The organism is Ochrobactrum sp. C6C9 (assembly GCF_022627935.1).
In the GTDB taxonomy this organism is placed as follows: Bacteria; Pseudomonadota; Alphaproteobacteria; order Rhizobiales; family Rhizobiaceae; genus Brucella; species Brucella teleogrylli.
On sequence record NZ_JABXGB010000001.1, the window covers coordinates 281,954 to 299,396 of the forward strand.

A 17,443-nucleotide genomic window follows, 5' to 3' on the forward strand; every position below is an offset into this window, starting at 1 on the left:
TTTTCCGAAACCGCCGAGGCTGTTTTGGATAATATTATGGCTCCAGTCCCTTTTTGGGTGCGGTGCGGCGCGCTTTTGGATCGACCCTTTGAGATCGTAAGATGAAACAAAAGGGAGGGCCCGGCAATTCGGCAGCACGTAAGCGCTGACAATTGACCGGATGGGTTGCCATCATGGGTTAGATGAGGGCGCGTCCCAGGACGGCGCCCCACCAAAGGAGAAAAAGAATGAACCTGAAACTTCTGTCCAGCGTAGCTTTCGCTGCTACTCTCGGTTTTGCCAGCGCTGCTTATGCCGACATCACCATCGGCGTGGTTGCACCGCTGACGGGTCCGGTTGCCGCTTTCGGCGATCAGGTGAAGAAGGGCGCAGAAACCGCTGCCGAAGTCATCAACAAGGCTGGCGGCATCAAGGGCGAGAAGATCGTTCTGAAGTTTGCCGACGACGCCGGTGAACCGAAGCAGGGCGTCTCTGCTGCCAACCAGATCGTCGGCGATGGCATCAAGTTCGTCGTTGGCCCGGTCACGACCGGCGTTGCCATTCCGGTATCCGACGTTTTCTCTGAAAACGGCGTGCTGATGGTCACCCCGACCGCAACTGGCCCGGATCTGACCGCACGCAAGCTGGAAAACGTGTTCCGCACCTGCGGCCGCGACGACCAGCAGGCCGAAGTCATGGCCGATTATGTCCTGAAGAACTTCAAGGACAAGAAGGTCGCTGTGATCCACGACAAGGGCGCCTATGGCAAGGGCTTGGCCGACGCTTTCAAGGCTGCGATCAATAAGGGCGGTGTTACGGAAGTGCATTACGATTCCGTCACGCCGGGCGACAAGGATTTCAGCGCACTGGTCACCAAGCTGAAGTCGGCAGGCGCTGATGTCGTCTATTTCGGCGGCTACCATGCCGAAGGCGGTCTCTTGTCGCGTCAGCTGCATGACGCTGGCATGCAGGCGCTGGTTCTCGGTGGCGAAGGCCTGTCCAACACCGAATATTGGGCAATCGGCGGCACCAACGCCCAGGGCACGCTGTTCACCAATGCCAAGGACGCCACGAAGAACCCCGCATCCAAGGACGCCATCGAAGCGCTGAAGGCCAAGGGTATCCCGGCTGAAGCCTTCACCATGAACGCCTATGCCGCAGTTGAAGTCATCAAGGCTGGCATCGAAAGCGCTGGTTCTGCCGAAGATTCGGCTGCCGTTGCCAAGGCTCTGCATGACGGCAAGCCGATCGAAACCGCAATCGGCACGCTGACCTATGGCGAAAATGGCGACCTCAGCTCGCCGAGCTTCGACATCTTCAAGTGGGATGACGGCAAGATCGTCGGCCTCGAATAAGACGCCCTCGACAGACAATCAGAAACGCCGGGCTTGTCCCGGCGTTTTTGCGTTCAGATAAATATTAGAAGGCAGTTCAGGACCCGGAAAAGTTGAACGTCGGTTCAAGCTCTTCGAAGGTGTCATCCATCGCATGGGTCGGACTGCCCGGAAAACCGAAATGCCCATAGGCTATGGACATCTGCCCCTCGGCCTTGCGCTCGCCGCCCTTGGAGATAGCCGCCACATAAAGCGCCGCGGCAAGGCCAGTGCGATCGGCACCAGCCTTGCAATGAATGAGGATCGGTTTTTCGGCATTCTGCATCAGCGTGATCAGCTCCTGCGCGCGCTGGGGCGACAGCCGCTTGCTGGACGACATTTCAAAATCAACATGCTGGATGCCAAGCGCTTGTGAAGCGTTGATTTCGTCGTCATACCAATCCGCACCCGGTTCCGGACCGCGCAGATTGATGATGGTCTTGATACCGTAGGCCTTTTGCAGTTTTGCGATCCGCGCCGGATCAGGCTGGTTCGAACGATAGGCCTCTCCGGGCACAATTTCATGGACATTGCCGTTATACTGGATCGTATAGAGATAGCCGCCCAACATACTTGCTCCCACCAAAGCAGCAAGAGCGCCAATTCTGACGCGGTTGACGGACCATTGGGCGTATATTTTGAAAAAGCTCATGGGAACACTTTAAAAGAGTTTTATGAAATAAATTCTATCGCCAGTTTTTGCTTGGCTTTGGCGGAGCATGGAGTAAGAATGAGACTTATTCTTGTTCGGCCTGGCGATATTCTGGCCGTTTTTTGGATAGCTTTGGTTACATATTTCATATCGGGCGACGGCCATAAGCCGTCAGGGGCAAGCATTCGCGTCAGTTGCGTGGCGTCAGTCAAAGTTGCGTTGGTTTTCCGTGGCTTAAGCTTCGGTTAACTATAAGTGTCTAGTCTGAATCCATGAAAAGCTGGGGCAGTTAGCGGAGCAGGTTTATGCAGCGCTACAGATTTGACGATAAAATGATTCTCACGGAAGCGATTGTCGAGCTTCTTAACCGTGGTGTTGAGCGCGATGATCTTGATCTGGTCTTGAGCCGGATTGGTCCGGTCGATCTTGATTTGATGCATCAGTGTCTGGTCGAGGTCTGGAACTATAACCATCCCGAATTTGCCGAAACGGCGATGGCTGCCTGATATCGGGTGGCTCATTTTCGGCGGGCGATTTCTGCTCTTTGGCAGAAATCTCGGGGGATGTCACAATCTTGAAACGGAGAGGGTTTATATCTGCCTCCGTATCGGGAATTCACCTGGGACGACGACCGCGGATGAACCGGCGTCAACTCAGGTGAAAGCGGAAGGTCGGGTCCATCCCGGCCTTTTTCGTTTTGGTTTCCTTGCCTATGGCTTTCCGCTTTTCAGGCAGGGGCGACGGAACACTGTTTCTGGAAACGGATAGGCTCCATGATACGCCACATCGTTCTCATCAAATTCAAGCGGGAACTTGATGGCGCGGCCATCGAGCGGGCACTTGCTTCGGTTGTTGCTCTCAAAGGCAAGATCGACGGCATAGTTTCTGTCACGACCGGGGCCAACAACAGCCCCGAAGGGTTGGAAAAAGGCTTTCGCCACGGTTTTGTGGTGGATTTTTCCGATGCTGCGGCGCGTGACGCCTATCTGCCGCATCCCGAACACGTCAAGGTTGGTAAGGCTCTCGTCGAAGCTGCGGAAGGCGGTGTCGACGGCATTCTGGTGTTCGATTTCGACATCTGACCATTAGCCTATAACAGAAGCCCGCCCACGCCCATGCGGGACAAGTCGGTCGAATTGAGGTCGATGCCTGCCATCAGGCGGTCCAGCACCCAGTCGAGACTGTTTTCCCGCATGCTGCGGGCCGAACCCGGTGCCGCGATGATATATTTGCCGTCGCGCCTTCCAAGCACCAGCAGATTGCCGGGATCGACCGGCATGCCGATGCGCAGAATTTCTCCGCCACTCTGGAGGATCGAACGCGGCACGATGTCGGTGGCGTCGGCAACCGCCGATGCACTGAAAACCACGAGAATGTCGCAGCCAATGCTTATGCCCGAAATCGCGCTGGCCAGCGCCTCCGTGTCATGCGCGACACGCTTTTCCACGATGAGCGTGCCGCCATTGCGCGCAACGCGCTTTTCCATCAGCTCACGCGTCTTGTCGAGCACGGTCTCGCGGATCGAGGGAAGTCGCGACTGGATCAGGCCGATGCGCAGCGGGCGAAACGCCTTGACGTCCATCGCCTGTTGTCCGTGGAGGAGGGGGCAGATGGCATCGACAATATTTTTTGGTACGGCAAAGGGAATGATCTTGACCGTCGCGACCATCTGGCCTGCTTCCACGCGCATATGATTGCGTATTGTCGCTAGAGAAATGCGCGCGTCATAGACGTTGACCGTATCGATTGTTGAAGCATTCACGCAGAAAACGCCATCGAAGCTGGCAAAAAGATTGATGCGTCCGGTCGTCGCCGTGCCGGTATGGATCGTCTGCGAGGTGAGGGCGGCCCCGATCGACTGCGCCGCTTCGTCTTCGCCAATATCGCCGGGCTCGAAACGAGCCGCCAGAACGCTTGCGAGGCCAGCCCGCTGCAAGGCCGCGCAATGATCGCGGGTGAGTACGGTCCCCTTGCGCAGCGTGAGCGCACCCGCTGTTACCGCATAGGCCAGTACCGCGCCTTCGGCTTCATCGAGCGGTAAGTCGGCGAAAATCATGGCGTTCCTTCCAGACTTCAGTCGGCCAGCCCCAAAACGTTGCGGGTTTTAGGTTGTGTGTTTTTAGATTGTCTTAATCGCGGCCCGGCGACTTCACAATGTTGTTTATCGGTTCCAGATCGCGCGGCTATCGCAGCATTTATCCGTTGGTTGTACTTGCATGACCGGGGACAAAGGGTTAAGTCACCGCCGCGTCAGCGCAATAGGGGCTTCAATTCCCCGCGTTCAGGCGCTGGCGGAGATGCCATTTCCGCCAATTGGAGTCCGGTTTGCGGCGTTTTTGACCGCGACATTACGATCCAGCACAAATTTATCCAGACAGGTGACAAACGGAACTATTCGTTATAACAGTACGTTTGGAATTTTCAGAATTTACCGAAAACTGAAAAACGACATACGTGCCGGATTTGACGCTCGCGACATGACGAACCCCTGCGGTTCCCATTATCGCAGCAGCCTGGAAGCGATTTCGGGTTCAAAGCCACACTGAGACGAAATCGCTCTGGTGCGATCTGAAGAACTGAAGCGTCTGACCGGGAATAGTCCCGGCAGCGGGTTTCAGATTTTCAGATCGCATCGGTGCAGGATGGAAAGACAAATGAAACTCGGCATCCCTCGGACGATCGCTTCGTTCGCCGTACTGGCCCTGACTGCGTTTCTTGCCGGCTGCGAGAACCAGGTTCTTCTCTCTCCCAAGGGAGAGGTCGGCGTGGCGGAACGCGATCTTATCCTTTTTGCGACCGGCCTCATGTTGCTCGTCGTGCTGCCTGTCATCTTCATGACGCTGTACTTCGCCTGGAAATACCGCGCCACGAATGAAAAGGCGGATTATCAGCCCGACTGGCACCACTCGACCAAGATCGAACTGGGCGTCTGGCTCATTCCTCTGGCGATCATCGTGGTTCTCGGTACGGTCACCTGGATCAGCACGCATAAGCTCGATCCGTACCGCCCGCTGGAATCCAGCGTGAAGCCGATCAATGTCGAAGTGGTTGCGCTCGACTGGAAATGGCTTTTCATCTATCCCGATCAGGGCATTGCCACCGTCAATGAAATGGCCATGCCTGTTGATGTTCCGGTCAACTTCAAGCTGACCTCCAGCAACATCATGAACTCCTTCTTCATTCCGGCGCTAGGCAGCATGGTCTACACCATGCCGAGCATGCAGACGAAGCTGCATCTCATCGCCAATCATGAAGGTGAGTTCGACGGCATTTCCGCCAATTATAGCGGTCAGGGCTTTGCCCAGATGCGCTTCAAGGCGCATGCCTATAATCAGGCCGACTTCGACAAGTGGGTTGCCGACGTGAAGGCCAAGGGCGAAGAACTGGGCCGTGATCGCTATGCATCGCTGGTTCAGCCGAGCGAAAAGCATGCGGTGCAGTTCTTCAACTACAATGACAAGACGCTGTTCCACGATATCGTGAACCGCTGCTGGGACGGCAAGTCCGTCTGCATGGACGATGAAATGCACCGTCAGCAGATGATCCGCGAAGCACGCGCAAACCTGCGCAAGTCTTCGCCTGTCGATTTCAGCCAGTGGGCGAGCGACATCATATGTGCAGTGGCGCCGCAGCGCCTGTCGCAGCTCGCAAACTGATTTGCCCTTGCGCCGTGATCTCCTGCGAGATCGCGGCCATCGGCATTCAATCTTTTGTTTCACGCGGTTCCGGACTGAAAGCCGTTAGAGGCTTTCCCGGAATTGCTCCAATCGAAGCGTGATAAAAATGTTCGGAAAACTTACGCTCGAAGCGATCCCGTATCACGAGCCGATCATCATGGTCACATTGACCGCGGTGGCTGGTGGTGCGCTCGCTATTCTGGCAGCCATCACTTATTACGGCAAATGGGCCCCGCTCTGGAAAGACTGGCTCACGACGGTCGATCACAAGCGTATCGGCATCATGTATATCATTCTGGCTTTCGTGATGCTGTTCCGCGGCTTCTCGGACGCCGTGATGATGCGCGCGCAGCAGGCTCTTGCCTCGGGCGCGAATGAAGGCTTTTTGCCGCCCCATCACTACGACCAGATCTTTACCGCCCACGGCGTGATCATGATCTTCTTCGTGGCGATGCCATTCGTCGTCGGTCTGATGAACTTTGCGGTTCCGCTCCAGATCGGTGCGCGTGACGTTGCTTTCCCCTACCTCAACTCGCTGAGCTTCTGGCTCACGGTCGCCGGTGCGGTTCTGATCAACCTGTCGCTCGGCATTGGCGAATTCGCCAAGACCGGCTGGCTTGCTTATCCGCCGCTGTCCGGCAAGGAATTCAGCCCGGATGTCGGCGTGGATTACTATATCTGGGCCTTGCAGATTTCCGGTATGGGTACGCTGCTTTCAGGTGTCAACCTGATCACCACGATCATCAAGATGCGTGCGCCCGGCATGGGCATGATGCAGGTTCCGGTCTTCACCTGGACCGCGCTCTGCTCGAACGTGCTGATCGTCGCAGCCTTCCCGATCCTCACTGTCACGCTGGCCCTGCTTTCGCTGGACCGCTATCTGGATTTCCACTTCTTCACCAATGATGCTGGTGGCAATCCGATGATGTATGTGAACCTGATCTGGATTTGGGGTCACCCGGAAGTCTACATCCTCATCCTGCCTGCTTTCGGTGTCTTCTCCGAAATCATCGCGACCTTCTCCGGCAAGCGTCTGTTCGGCTACAAGTCGATGGTTTACGCAACAGTTGCCATTACGGTCCTGTCGTTCCTCGTCTGGGTGCACCACTTCTTCACGATGGGTGGCGGCGCCAATGTCAATGCGTTCTTCGGCGTGGCGACGATGATCATCTCGATCCCGACAGGGGCGAAGGTCTTCAACTGGCTGTTCACGATGTATAAGGGCCGCGTCCGCATGGAAACGCCGGTTCTGTGGACCATCGGCTTCATGTGCACCTTCGTGGTTGGCGGTATGACGGGCGTTCTGCTTGCTGTTCCGCCTGCGGATTTCGTGCTGCACAACTCGGTGTTCCTGATCGCCCACTTCCACAATGTGATCATCTCGGGCGTGTTGTTCGGCTGCTTTGCCGGTCTCGTCTACTGGTGGCCGAAGGCTTTCGGCTTCAAGCTGAACGAACGTCTGGGCCGCAACGCGTTCTGGTGCTGGCTGGTCGGCTTCATCATGGCGTTCATGCCGCTCTATGTGCTCGGCCTGATGGGCATGACCCGTCGTCTGAACCACACCGAAAACCCGGCATGGCACATCTATCTGATCATCGCCGCCGTCGGCGTTGCGATCATCCTGTGCGGTATCGTGTTCCAGGTTCTGCAGATCATGGTTTCGATCCGCGACCGCGAAAAGCTGCGTGACAACAACGGCGACAGCTGGGGTACGGGCCGTACGCTGGAATGGTCGCTGGCTTCGCCGCCTGCATTCTACAACTTCGCTGAAGTGCCGCATGTCCGCGACCACGACAGCTGGTGGGATATGAAGCAGAACGGCTATGTGCGCCGCACGGAAAAGTTCGCACGCATCCACATGCCGAAGAACACCGGTACGGGTTTCATCATCGGCATCATGAACATTCCGCTCGGCTTTGCGCTGGTGTGGCATATCTGGTGGCTGGCCATTGCCTCTGCCGTGGGTGTACTCGCCGTTGCGATCTTCCACTCGTTCAACAATGACAGAGACTTCTACGTCTCGGCCGAAGAAGTGCAGAGCGTCGAAGACCTTCGCACCCGGCAACTGATGGCTCAGGAGGCTTGATCCATGAGCGCTAGCATTTCAACGGCCGGTCCATTCACGGGCGGCAACGAGCATCCTGCTCACGAAGACCATCACGATGCAGGGTCGACCACGCTGGTCGGCTTCTGGATCTACCTGATGAGCGACTGCGTCCTGTTCTCGGGCCTGTTTGCAACCTATGCCGTTCTGGCGCACCAGTTTGCGGGCGGCCCGACCGGCCGTGAACTCTTCGACCTGCAGTTTGTGTTGACCGAAACCATGCTACTGCTGGTCTCGTCGCTGACCTATGGTCTGGCGACGCTGTCCATGTACAAAAAGAACCGTGCAGGCGTGCTGTTCTGGCTGGGCGTCACGTTCCTGCTGGGTGCAGCCTTCCTCGTGATGGAAGTCTATGAATTCCATCACCTGATTCTCGAAGACGCCGGCCCGAGCCGCAGCGCGTTCCTTTCGGCTTTCTTCGCGCTGGTCGGAACCCACGGTCTTCACATCACGTCCGGCCTGATCTGGATTCTGGTGCTTTCCGCCCAGCTTCTGCGTGACGGTCTGACGGAAAAGAACCAGACGCGCGTGATGTGCCTCAGCCTCTTCTGGCACTTCCTGGACATCATCTGGATTGGCGTCTTTACCCTTGTCTATCTGCTGGGTGTACTGTAATGAGTTCTGCACACGAAACACACGATCATGCCGCGCATGGCAGCCTGAAGTCGTATTTGATCGGCTTCGTGCTGGCGGTTGTTCTCACCGTCGTTCCATTTCTTCTGGCGATGAACGGCTATTTCACGCCTGCCACGACCGCAGCCGTTGTTCTCGGCATCGCCGTCGTTCAGATCCTGGTGCATCTGGTTTACTTCCTGCACCTCGATCCGAAGTCGGAAGGCGGCTGGAACATTCTGGCGCTCATCTTCACGGTCATCATTCTGGCTATCGTGCTTGCCGGCTCCATCTGGGTCATGCATCACCTCGATACCAATATGATGCCGATGTACATGACGCCTGACGACGTGCGTAACCTGCCTTAATCGGACCGCGCCCGGCGGGGTTGGTCTTTGACATGCCCCGCTGAGCTACCGTTTCTCCCGCGCGCCGGACCATGATCCGCACACGGTTTGAATCGCGGCTTTATCCTCCCTCTCTCCCCCCAAAGCCGCGTGGCGCTCCGGTTCCCTCCGGAGCGCCTCCCTTTTTTGTGCGCTTCATATTTTGCATTTTCAGCGCGAAGTCTTCGCGTCTGCGACCGGGCGTTGCGTAAAGCTGTGGTAACGTTAACACTCCCTTGACTGAATCCGTTCATATCTAGAGCTTAAGCTTTAGGTTGTTGCTTGGCCCCCCGACCTCCCTATGGTAATCCCTGAAACGTCCTGGGTGGGAAATGGAAACGGGACGCTGCCAGGCGACCGCATAGACAGGAACCGGACAGTAACGCGTATGACTCGGAGTAACAGGACGATACAGGGAAAAGGCATTGCCATGCTTTTGCTGGCGGCGCATTTTTCCTCGTTTACCGTGTCGCCTGCTTTGGCGTTTGAGCTTTTTGGCGTCCGTCTTTGGGGCGAAGACAAGAAAACCGATCCCGATATCATCGATCCGAAGACCTATGAGGTCGAGGTCACTACCACCGGTGATCGCAAGAATGCGGATGGCACCGAAGCCGATCTGAAATCCATCGTTGAAGGTGCATCCGGTCTGGTGACCGACGCGGACAAGCCCGCCTCGGGTTCCGCCGGTCTGCTGGCTAAGGCGCGCGGCGATTATCGGCGTATTCTGGCCGCCCTTTACGGTGAAGGCCGCTATGGCGGCACGATCTCGATTCTCGTCGATGGCCGCGAGGCGAACGACATTCCGCCGGACGCTGATATTCCAAACAATGCGAAAGTGGCGATTTCCGTCGATCCGGGACCGCAGTTCCTGTTTTCGCGCACCGCCATTTCCAATATAGCGCCGCCCGCCACCGACAAGCGCGATGTCGTGCAATCGCCCGAAGATGCGGGTTTCGCGCCTGGTCAGGTAGCGCGCTCTGGAACGATCATCAAGGCCGAGCGTCTTGCCGTCGAGGCTTGGCGTCAGCAGGGCTATCCGAAGGCGCAGGTGACAGGCGAAGAGGTTGTCGCCGACCATGACGGCAACACGGTTGCCGCCGATGTCGCGCTCGATCCGGGCCGCAAGGCGCATTATGGGCCGGTCAGCGTGGTTGGCACGGCGCGCATGGACCCGCAATTCGTCGCCTGGATGACCGGACTGACTCCCGATAAGGAATACGACCCCGACGATATCGAAAAAGCCAAGAAGCGTCTTGGCCGCATGGAAGTGTTTCGTGCGATGAGTTTCGAGGAAGCCGAAACCATCGAGCCGGATGGCAGCCTGCCGATGACGCTCAACGTGCAGGAGCGCAAACCCCGCCGGTTCGGCTTCGGTGCGGAATATTCGACCATCGACGGCTTCGGCGTGACCGGCTACTGGATGCATCGCAACCTGTTCGGCAAGGGTGAAAACCTGCGTTTCGACGCCAAGGTCAGTGGCATTGGCGGTTCGCAGGATAATTCATTTAATCCGCAGAACTATACCTATCTGCTCGGCGGCACGTTCAAGAAGCCCGGCGTCTATACGCCTGATACGGATTTCGTTCTGTCGCTCGACGCCAAGCGCGAAGTGCTCGACGCCTATACCGAGACCTCGATCAACGCCAAGACCGGTTTCACGCAGATATTCAGCGACGAATTGTCAGGCGCGATCTATGCCAAGGCGAGCCAGGGACGCTACACGGACTATCCTTTCGGTCCCCGCGACTTCACGACAGCCGGTCTGGAAGGCAGCGTGCTTTACGACAGCCGCAACAACAAGCCGGACCCAAGTTCGGGCTTTTATCTGGAAGGCAATATCCAGCCCTTCTACGAATTCCATTACGGCAATTTCGCCACCCGCTTCACCGCCGAGGGCCGCACCTATTACGGCCTTGGTGCAACGGATCGCGTGATTCTGGCCGGGCGCGTGAAAGTGGGATCGATTGTTGGCGCTTCGATTGAAGATTTGCCGCCGAGCCTGTCCTTCCTTGCGGGCGGCGGCGGCTCAGTGCGCGGCTATGCCTATCGCAATATCGGCGTCGATGCCGGAAACGGCAACATCGTCGGCGGACGGTCGCTGCTGGAAGCTTCGGGCGAGGTGCGCACCCGCATCACCGATTCCATCGGCGCGGTCGCCTTTGTCGATGCGGGCTATGTCGGCGAAAAATCGTTTCCGGATTTCTCGGAACAAATGCGCGTCGGCGCCGGTGGTGGTCTGCGCTACCTGACCGGCCTCGGGCCGATTCGCCTCGACGTCGCCATACCGCTTAACCGCCGCTCGGGTGATCCGAGCTATGCATTCTATGTGGGCATAGGACAGGCGTTTTGACCAGATTTATCACCGTTTTCCTCTTCCTGATTCTCGCCGCTGTGGCCGCCGTGCTGGCCATTCCGGGCGCATGGGTCACGCTTATCGGCGTGGATACACAGACCACGGCGTCGATTGTCGCCCCGGCAAATGCGCAAACGCAGGGCCAGAGCGAACAGCAGGCCGAAGCATCGGAAAGCAACGAAGAGCAAAAATCCTATTTCCTGTCTTTCGTGGAAAGCCAGCTTTCCGCGCCGAACCGCCGTATCTCGCTTTCGGGCATCAGCGGCGTCCTGTCGTCGGAAGCCTCCATCGGCTCGATCACCATTGCCGACCGTGAAGGCGTCTGGCTGCGGATTGAAAATGCCAAGCTGAACTGGAGCCGCACCGCTTTGCTGCTCGGTCGGCTCAGCATTCAGTCGCTGAGCGCGGAGCGCATCGATATTGCCCGCAAGCCGCTGCCGGACAACAGCCTGCCATCGCCGGAATCGTCGAGCTTCAGCCTGCCGGAACTGCCGATTTCCATCAGTCTGGATCAGCTTGATGTGGCGCGGCTGCGTTTTGGACCCGAGATTTTCGGCCTCGAATCGGAAGTCTCTGCAACCGGCAGCCTTTCGCTCGCCGATGGTTCACTGAACTCGTCCTTCGATATCAAGCGCCTTGACGGTCCCGGCGGCAGTTTCGCCCTGCGCGCCGCCTATGCCAATGCCGACCAAAAGGTCGATCTTGATCTGAAAGTTGCAGAACCCGCCAATGGCATCGTGGCCAACTTGCTCAATATTGACGGTCGCCCGCCAGTCGATCTCACCTTGACAGGCGCTGGCCCGCTTGATGATCTGAAAGTGGATTTGGCGCTCGACACCAATGGCAGCCGCACGCTGACTGGCGCTTTCACGCTGAACCGTCAGGGCGAAGCGCCCAATGGCGGTCGCGTTTTTGCCGCCCGTTTCAATGGGCCGATTGCTGTGCTGGTGCCACCAGTGTTCCGTGACTTCTTCGGTTCCGAAACCGTGCTTTCTGCCGATGGCTTCCTGAAAGATGCGGGCGGGTTCCGTCTCGATGATCTGGCGCTGACAAGCGCCGCGCTGAAGCTGAAGGCTGCTGCCGAATCCGGCAATGATCACTTTTTGAACAAGCTCAGCATCGACGCGTCGATTGCCGATGAAAGCAAGGGCCGTGTGCTGCTGCCGGTCAAGGGCGCCGAAACCTATATCGACAATGCGCGGTTCCATGTTTTCTATGGCGACCGTCCGACGAATGACTGGACGGGCCAGCTTTCCGTCAACGGCTTGAAGAATGCGACCATTGCCGCCTCCAGCGTGGCGCTGGACATGGGCGGCGTTGCAGAAAACCTCAACGATGCCGCAAACCGCCACATCACTTTCAAGGTGACGGGCGGCATGGACGGCATTTCATCGCCACGCGCAGAACTGGCGCAGGCGCTGGGCAGCAAGATCGCGCTTCTCATTGATGGCGGCTGGCGCGCCGGTTCTCCGGTGGAACTTGCACAGGCGAATATCGAGGGCAACGGTCTCAGCCTTGATCTCAAGGGCAATATTGACGACTTCGTCTTCAATGGCGATATTGCCGCCAAGGTTGCAAGCCTTGCGCCCTTCGGCGCTTTGGCGGACAAGGAACTGGCGGGCAGTATCGACGTCAAGGCCAAGGGCACGGTTCGCCCGATCAGCGGCGCATTCTATCTCGATCTCGACGGCACGGCGCAAAACATGCGCACCGGCACCGAGGCGGTCGACAATATTCTGGATGGCGAAGTGCGGCTGGCCGGTGCTGTCGGTCGCAGCGCCGAAGGTTTTTCTGCGCGTGATTTCCGCATCGGCAATGCGCTGAGCGAAATCACCGCCAATGGTTCTTTCGCATCGGACAAGGCGAATTTCGATTTCGGCGTGATGCTGTCCGATATGAAGCTGCTTTCACCGCAGGCATCGGGCCGTATGACGGTCAAGGGCAGTGCGCGCGGTGACGACAAGCTGATCGCGCTGGCGCTGCGGGCCGACGCGCCACAGGGCACGCTTGCGGGCCGCAAGCTTACCAATGCCGGTCTTGATTTCAACGCCATGCTCGATGGCAATGCGAGCACCGGCGCGGCTCTGTCCGGCAAGCTGGCAGGCAATGCCTTCCTCAATGGCGAGCGTATTGAACTGGGTTCGCTGATCGACATCGTCAATGACGAGAAGCGCCTGACCAATCTTCTGTTCAATGCAGGCGGGGCCCATCTTTCCGGCAATGTCACGCAGACGGCCAAGGGTTTGCTCAATGGCGCGCTGAAGCTCGACGCGCCGGATATCTCCACTGCCGCCGCACTGTTTCTTGCCGAGGCAACCGGGGCGGCCAATGCCGATATCGCGCTCCAAGCGGATGGCGACCGGCAGAATGCAACCGTTTCAGCTGACGCCAAGGGCGTTAAGGTCAACGGCAATCATATTGCGTCCGCCAATATCGCGCTGACCGCACAGGATCTGTTCGGCGTGCCCGTTGTGGACGGCAATGCTGCCGCGCGCGATATCATGGTCGGCACATTCGGTATCGACACCTTCGACGCCAAGGCAAACGCCACGGGTACGAAGACCGATTTCAGCGCCAATACAAAGCTCAAGATCGGCACGGTGGCCAATGCCGCCGGTTCGCTGGAGCCGAAGGATGGCGGCTTTGAACTCGGCCTTGCCTCGGCAGATGTGAAGCAGGGTGCGCTTCGCGCCAATCTCGCCGCGCCGGTGACGATTGCCATGAAGGGCAGCGCGATTTCCTTTGGCGATATCATCATCAATACCGGCGCCAATGCAGGCGCGGGGCAGGTCAAGATCAACGGCTCGGTCGATGACCGCCTTGATCTGTCGGTGGCGCTTGCCGATTTGCCGCTGGCGCTTGCCAACACCTTCATGCCGGACCTCGGCCTCGGCGGTACTGTCAACGGGACCGCCCGCGTGACCGGTACGCGCGATGCGCCCAATATCGCCTTCGATATGGCGGCACGGGGCGTGACGGCTGCTGAACTGAAGAAACAGGGCATCGCTGCGCTGAATGCCGATGCCAAGGGCACGTCGGCCAATGACCGGCTCAACATCGACGCCCGGGTAACCGGTGGCGCTGCAAGCGGCAATGGCATCGACGTCACGGCGAAGGGCGGCGTGCCGCTCGGCAAAGGTGATCTTGGCGTCGATGTGACGCTGGCCAATCTGCCGCTCGGCATACTGAACGGCGCTGTGAAAGGGCAGGACTTCGCGGGCAATGTCACCGGCACGGCGCGCGTGACGGGCCCGCTGACCAATCCCGCCGCGACCTTCAATCTCAAGGGGGCCGGCCTTGCTGCCAAGCCGCTGCGCGAAAACGGCCTTGCGCCGCTCAGCCTTCAGGCAGCAGGCAGCTATGCCGCCAAGGCGGTCGATATTTCCTCGCTGACGGTGGATGGCCCGCAGGGCCTGAATGTCACGGCGAGCGGCAAGGTGCCGTTCTCCGGTCAGGGCCTTGGCGTCAATGTCAACGGCAACGTCCCGCTGGCGCTCGCCAATCGCTTTCTGGCGGATCGCGGCGCGCAGGCCAATGGCACACTGACGCTGACCGCAAGCGTTTCCGGCGGCTTCGACCGCCCGCAATTGCGCGGCATGTTCTCCACCAGCGGTGCAACCTTCATCGATCCCGAAACCAATGTCCGTGTGAACAATATCAATATCATGGGCAGCATGGATGGTGAAACCATCACGCTGCGGCAGGTCAATGCTGCGTTCGGTAGCGGCGGCTCCGTTTCCGCAAGCGGCACAATCTCCACGAATGCAGCGGCGAATTTCCCGGCCAATATCGATATCAAGCTGGACCGCGCCCGTTATGCCGATGGCAAGCTTGTCGTCGCAACGGTCAATGGCGGCATCTCGATCACCGGACCGCTGGCAGGCGACATGCTGATTGGTGGTCGGATCGACGTGGAACGTGCGGAAATCTCGGTACCGGAAAATCTCGGTGGTGGCGCAACCTATGTGCCGGTCGAGCACAAGAACACGCCGAAAAATGTTGCGAAGACGCTGGAGCGCGCCAAGGTCGAAACCCGCAAGGGCAAGGCCAAGTCGGTGGCGCGGGCCAATTCAGCCGGGCCGCGTCTCGATGTCGTCGTCAATGCGCCAAACCAGATTTTCGTGCGCGGTCGCGGTCTCGATACGGAACTAGGCGGGCGCGTGCGCCTCACCGGGCCGGTCAGCGATATCAAGCCGGTTGGTTCCTTCGACATGATTCGCGGTCGCATCGGCATTCTCGGCCAGCGCATCACCTTTGATGAGGGGCATGTAACGCTGGTTGGCGACCTCAATCCGCAGCTCAATTTCGTGGCCCGTTCGGAAGGCAATGAAATCACGGCCATCGTCACGGTCACGGGCACGGTCGATAATCTTAATATCGTCTTCTCCTCGTCCCCGGAACTGCCGCAGGATGAAGTGCTGGCGCAGCTGATCTTCAAGCGCTCCATCGGTGAATTGTCGGCGTTCCAGATTGCACAGCTTGCTGCTGCGGCAGCGGAACTTGCGGGCGGCTCCAACAATTCGCTCATGAACAAGCTTCGCGCCGGTACTGGCCTCGACGATCTTGATGTCGTGACCGACAGCAAGGGGCAGACAGCCGTTCGCGCCGGACGCTACATCCGCGACAATATCTATCTGGGTGTGGAAGCAGGGTCCGGCGGCTCGACCAAGGGAACCGTCAATCTCGACATCACGCGAAACCTCAAGGCGAAGGGGTCGCTTGGCGCAGAGGGTGATTCCAGCGGCGGTATCTTCTACGAAAAAGACTACTGATCTTTCCTCGATTTGCTTGAATAAGCCGGGCGGTTCGTCCGGCTTTTTCTTTTCAAACGCTGCATCCCTCGGTTGAGTTTTTACGCCTGCGCTAATCTTTTATGAGTATCGAAATGCCTGGTTTAACGGTTCCTCAACCATAAGACTGCAAATTACGGTTAATACCGAGCGGCATGATGCCTGCTCCCTGTCACCTGTGTTTTGGGCGATTTGCATGTCGAAGTTGAGTGATGTTCTGAGCCGCCGCCGCTTTCTGCTTGGCACCGGGGCCGTCGTTCTGAGTGGCGCCGCTGGCTGCTCGCAGACGATGGACATGTCTGCCTTTCAGGTCGATACGATGTCGACAGGGGGCATCTCGCCGATGCGTCCGCAGATCAGTGTTGATCGCGCCATCACGACGCCGGATGTCATGTATGCATCGGTGCAGGAGGGGCCTTACGCGTTGCCTGCCATTCCTTATGACAAGGTGCCGAAGCAGTTCCGCCGCCAGATTGTGCCAGACCCGACCGGTCAGGCGCCGGGCACTATCGTCGTCAGCCTGAAAGATCATTACCTCTATTATGTGCTGCCGGGCGGCGAAGCGCTCCGCTATGGCGTCGGCATCGGCAAGGCGGGCTTTGAATGGCAGGGCCGCGCCAATGTGCAGTACAAGAAGCAGTGGCCGCGCTGGACGCCGCCGCCGGAAATGATCCAGCGCAAGCCGGAACTCGAAAAATACCGCAATGGTCAGGAGCCGGGTCCGCAGAACCCGCTCGGCGCACGCGCGCTTTACATTTTCCAGAATGGCCGCGACACCGGCTATCGCATCCACGGCTCGCCGGAATGGTGGTCCATCGGGCAGTCCATGTCGTCGGGCTGTATCCGCCTGATGAATCAGGACATTATCGACCTGTATAATCGCGTACAGGGGCAGGCGCCGATTGTTGTCAGCTAACTGCGCCGAAGATATGAATGCTTAAACAAAAGGCCGTCAGAGACGGCCTCAGCCTGCTGACAAACCCCTGGCTATGCCGGGGGTTTTGTGATTCTCTGGGTCATGTTGAAGAAACAGCCGCAGAACAGACCGCGCTCGAGATGGTGACGCTCGATCAACTGGTCCCGAAAGATCATCTGCTTCGCAAGATCGATGCGGTGATCGACTTCTCTTTCATCCATGACCGGGTTGCCGGGCTTTATTGCCCCGACAACGGCCGTCCTCCGCTCGATCCGACCTTGATGTTCAAGGCGCTGTTCATCGGCTACCTGTTCGGCGTGCGCTCGGAGCGTCAGCTGGTGCGCGAGATCGAGGTCAATGTCGCCTATCGCTGGTTCCTGCGCCTGAAGCTGAGCGATGCGGTGTTCGACGCCTCGACACTGAGCCAGAACCGGCGGCGGCGCTTTAACGACACCTCGGTCGCCCAGGACATTTTCGACCATATCGTCGAACAGGCGATCCGGCACGGACTGGTCGATGGGACAGTGCTTTATACCGACAGCACACATCTGAAAGCCAATGCCAACAAGGGCAAATACGACCTTGAGATGATCGCCAGATC

At 58.2% G+C, this 17,443-nt stretch carries 13 protein-coding genes; 11 read left to right on the forward strand and 2 right to left on the reverse strand.

The features are described 5' to 3' along the window. Positions 1-227 precede the first annotated feature (227 nt). Positions 228-1,334 (forward strand): branched-chain amino acid ABC transporter substrate-binding protein, encoded by a 1,107-nt coding sequence (locus HWD97_RS01355; protein ID WP_140024535.1) that lies wholly within the window; start codon positions 228-230, stop codon positions 1,332-1,334. Between the two features lie 76 nt (positions 1,335-1,410). Here the strand turns inward: HWD97_RS01355 and HWD97_RS01360 are convergent, their stop codons facing one another. Beyond that, the gene (locus tag HWD97_RS01360; protein ID WP_235942792.1) at positions 1,411-1,923 is read right to left on the reverse strand and encodes a dual specificity protein phosphatase family protein; all 513 of its coding nucleotides are present in this window, start codon (positions 1,921-1,923) and stop codon (positions 1,411-1,413) included. 386 nt (positions 1,924-2,309) lie between these two features. Between HWD97_RS01360 and HWD97_RS01365 the strand changes: the two genes are divergently transcribed. Together HWD97_RS01365 and HWD97_RS01370 are read left to right on the forward strand one after the other, a co-directional pair. Further along, the gene (locus HWD97_RS01365; protein WP_109368090.1) at positions 2,310-2,510 is read left to right on the forward strand and encodes a hypothetical protein; all 201 of its coding nucleotides are present in this window, start codon (positions 2,310-2,312) and stop codon (positions 2,508-2,510) included. Between the two features lie 267 nt (positions 2,511-2,777). Continuing rightward, positions 2,778-3,086, forward strand: coding sequence for a Dabb family protein (locus HWD97_RS01370; protein WP_140024512.1), 309 nt, complete (start codon positions 2,778-2,780; stop codon positions 3,084-3,086). Positions 3,087-3,094: 8 nt separating this feature from the next. Here the strand turns inward: HWD97_RS01370 and HWD97_RS01375 are convergent, their stop codons facing one another. Beyond that, positions 3,095-4,060, reverse strand: a complete 966-nt coding sequence (locus tag HWD97_RS01375; RefSeq protein WP_140024511.1) for a molybdopterin-binding protein — start codon at positions 4,058-4,060, stop codon at positions 3,095-3,097. A gap of 598 nt (positions 4,061-4,658) precedes the next feature. Here HWD97_RS01375 and cyoA point away from each other — a divergent pair. From cyoA to HWD97_RS01415, 8 genes are all read left to right on the forward strand, one after another. Next, on the forward strand, positions 4,659-5,660 hold the full coding sequence (gene cyoA / locus HWD97_RS01380) for a ubiquinol oxidase subunit II (protein ID WP_140024510.1): 1,002 nt from the start codon (positions 4,659-4,661) through the stop codon (positions 5,658-5,660). 127 nt (positions 5,661-5,787) lie between these two features. After that, on the forward strand, positions 5,788-7,767 hold the full coding sequence (cyoB, locus tag HWD97_RS01385; protein WP_109368094.1) for a cytochrome o ubiquinol oxidase subunit I: 1,980 nt from the start codon (positions 5,788-5,790) through the stop codon (positions 7,765-7,767). Positions 7,768-7,770: 3 nt separating this feature from the next. Further along, positions 7,771-8,400: a cytochrome o ubiquinol oxidase subunit III gene (gene cyoC / locus HWD97_RS01390; RefSeq protein ID WP_171316896.1), complete on the forward strand. Its 630-nt coding sequence runs from the start codon at positions 7,771-7,773 to the stop codon at positions 8,398-8,400. Next, positions 8,400-8,765 carry a cytochrome o ubiquinol oxidase subunit IV gene (gene cyoD, locus HWD97_RS01395; RefSeq protein ID WP_371834614.1) on the forward strand — a complete coding sequence of 122 codons (366 nt, stop codon included), beginning with the start codon at positions 8,400-8,402 and terminating at the stop codon, positions 8,763-8,765. The genes cyoC and cyoD overlap by 1 nt, the downstream gene beginning before the upstream one ends. Positions 8,766-9,213: 448 nt before the next feature. Next, on the forward strand, positions 9,214-11,133 hold the full coding sequence (locus HWD97_RS01400; protein ID WP_140024558.1) for an autotransporter assembly complex family protein: 1,920 nt from the start codon (positions 9,214-9,216) through the stop codon (positions 11,131-11,133). 89 nt (positions 11,134-11,222) lie between these two features. Next, positions 11,223-15,908: a translocation/assembly module TamB domain-containing protein gene (locus HWD97_RS01405; RefSeq protein ID WP_371834618.1), complete on the forward strand. Its 4,686-nt coding sequence runs from the start codon at positions 11,223-11,225 to the stop codon at positions 15,906-15,908. Positions 15,909-16,122: 214 nt separating this feature from the next. Beyond that, on the forward strand, positions 16,123-16,842 hold the full coding sequence (locus HWD97_RS01410) for a L,D-transpeptidase (RefSeq protein WP_109368098.1): 720 nt from the start codon (positions 16,123-16,125) through the stop codon (positions 16,840-16,842). A 140-nt stretch (positions 16,843-16,982) separates the two neighbouring features. After that, positions 16,983-17,443, forward strand: a 461-nt coding sequence (locus HWD97_RS01415) for a transposase (protein WP_371834619.1), incomplete at its 3' end; no start/stop codon positions are given.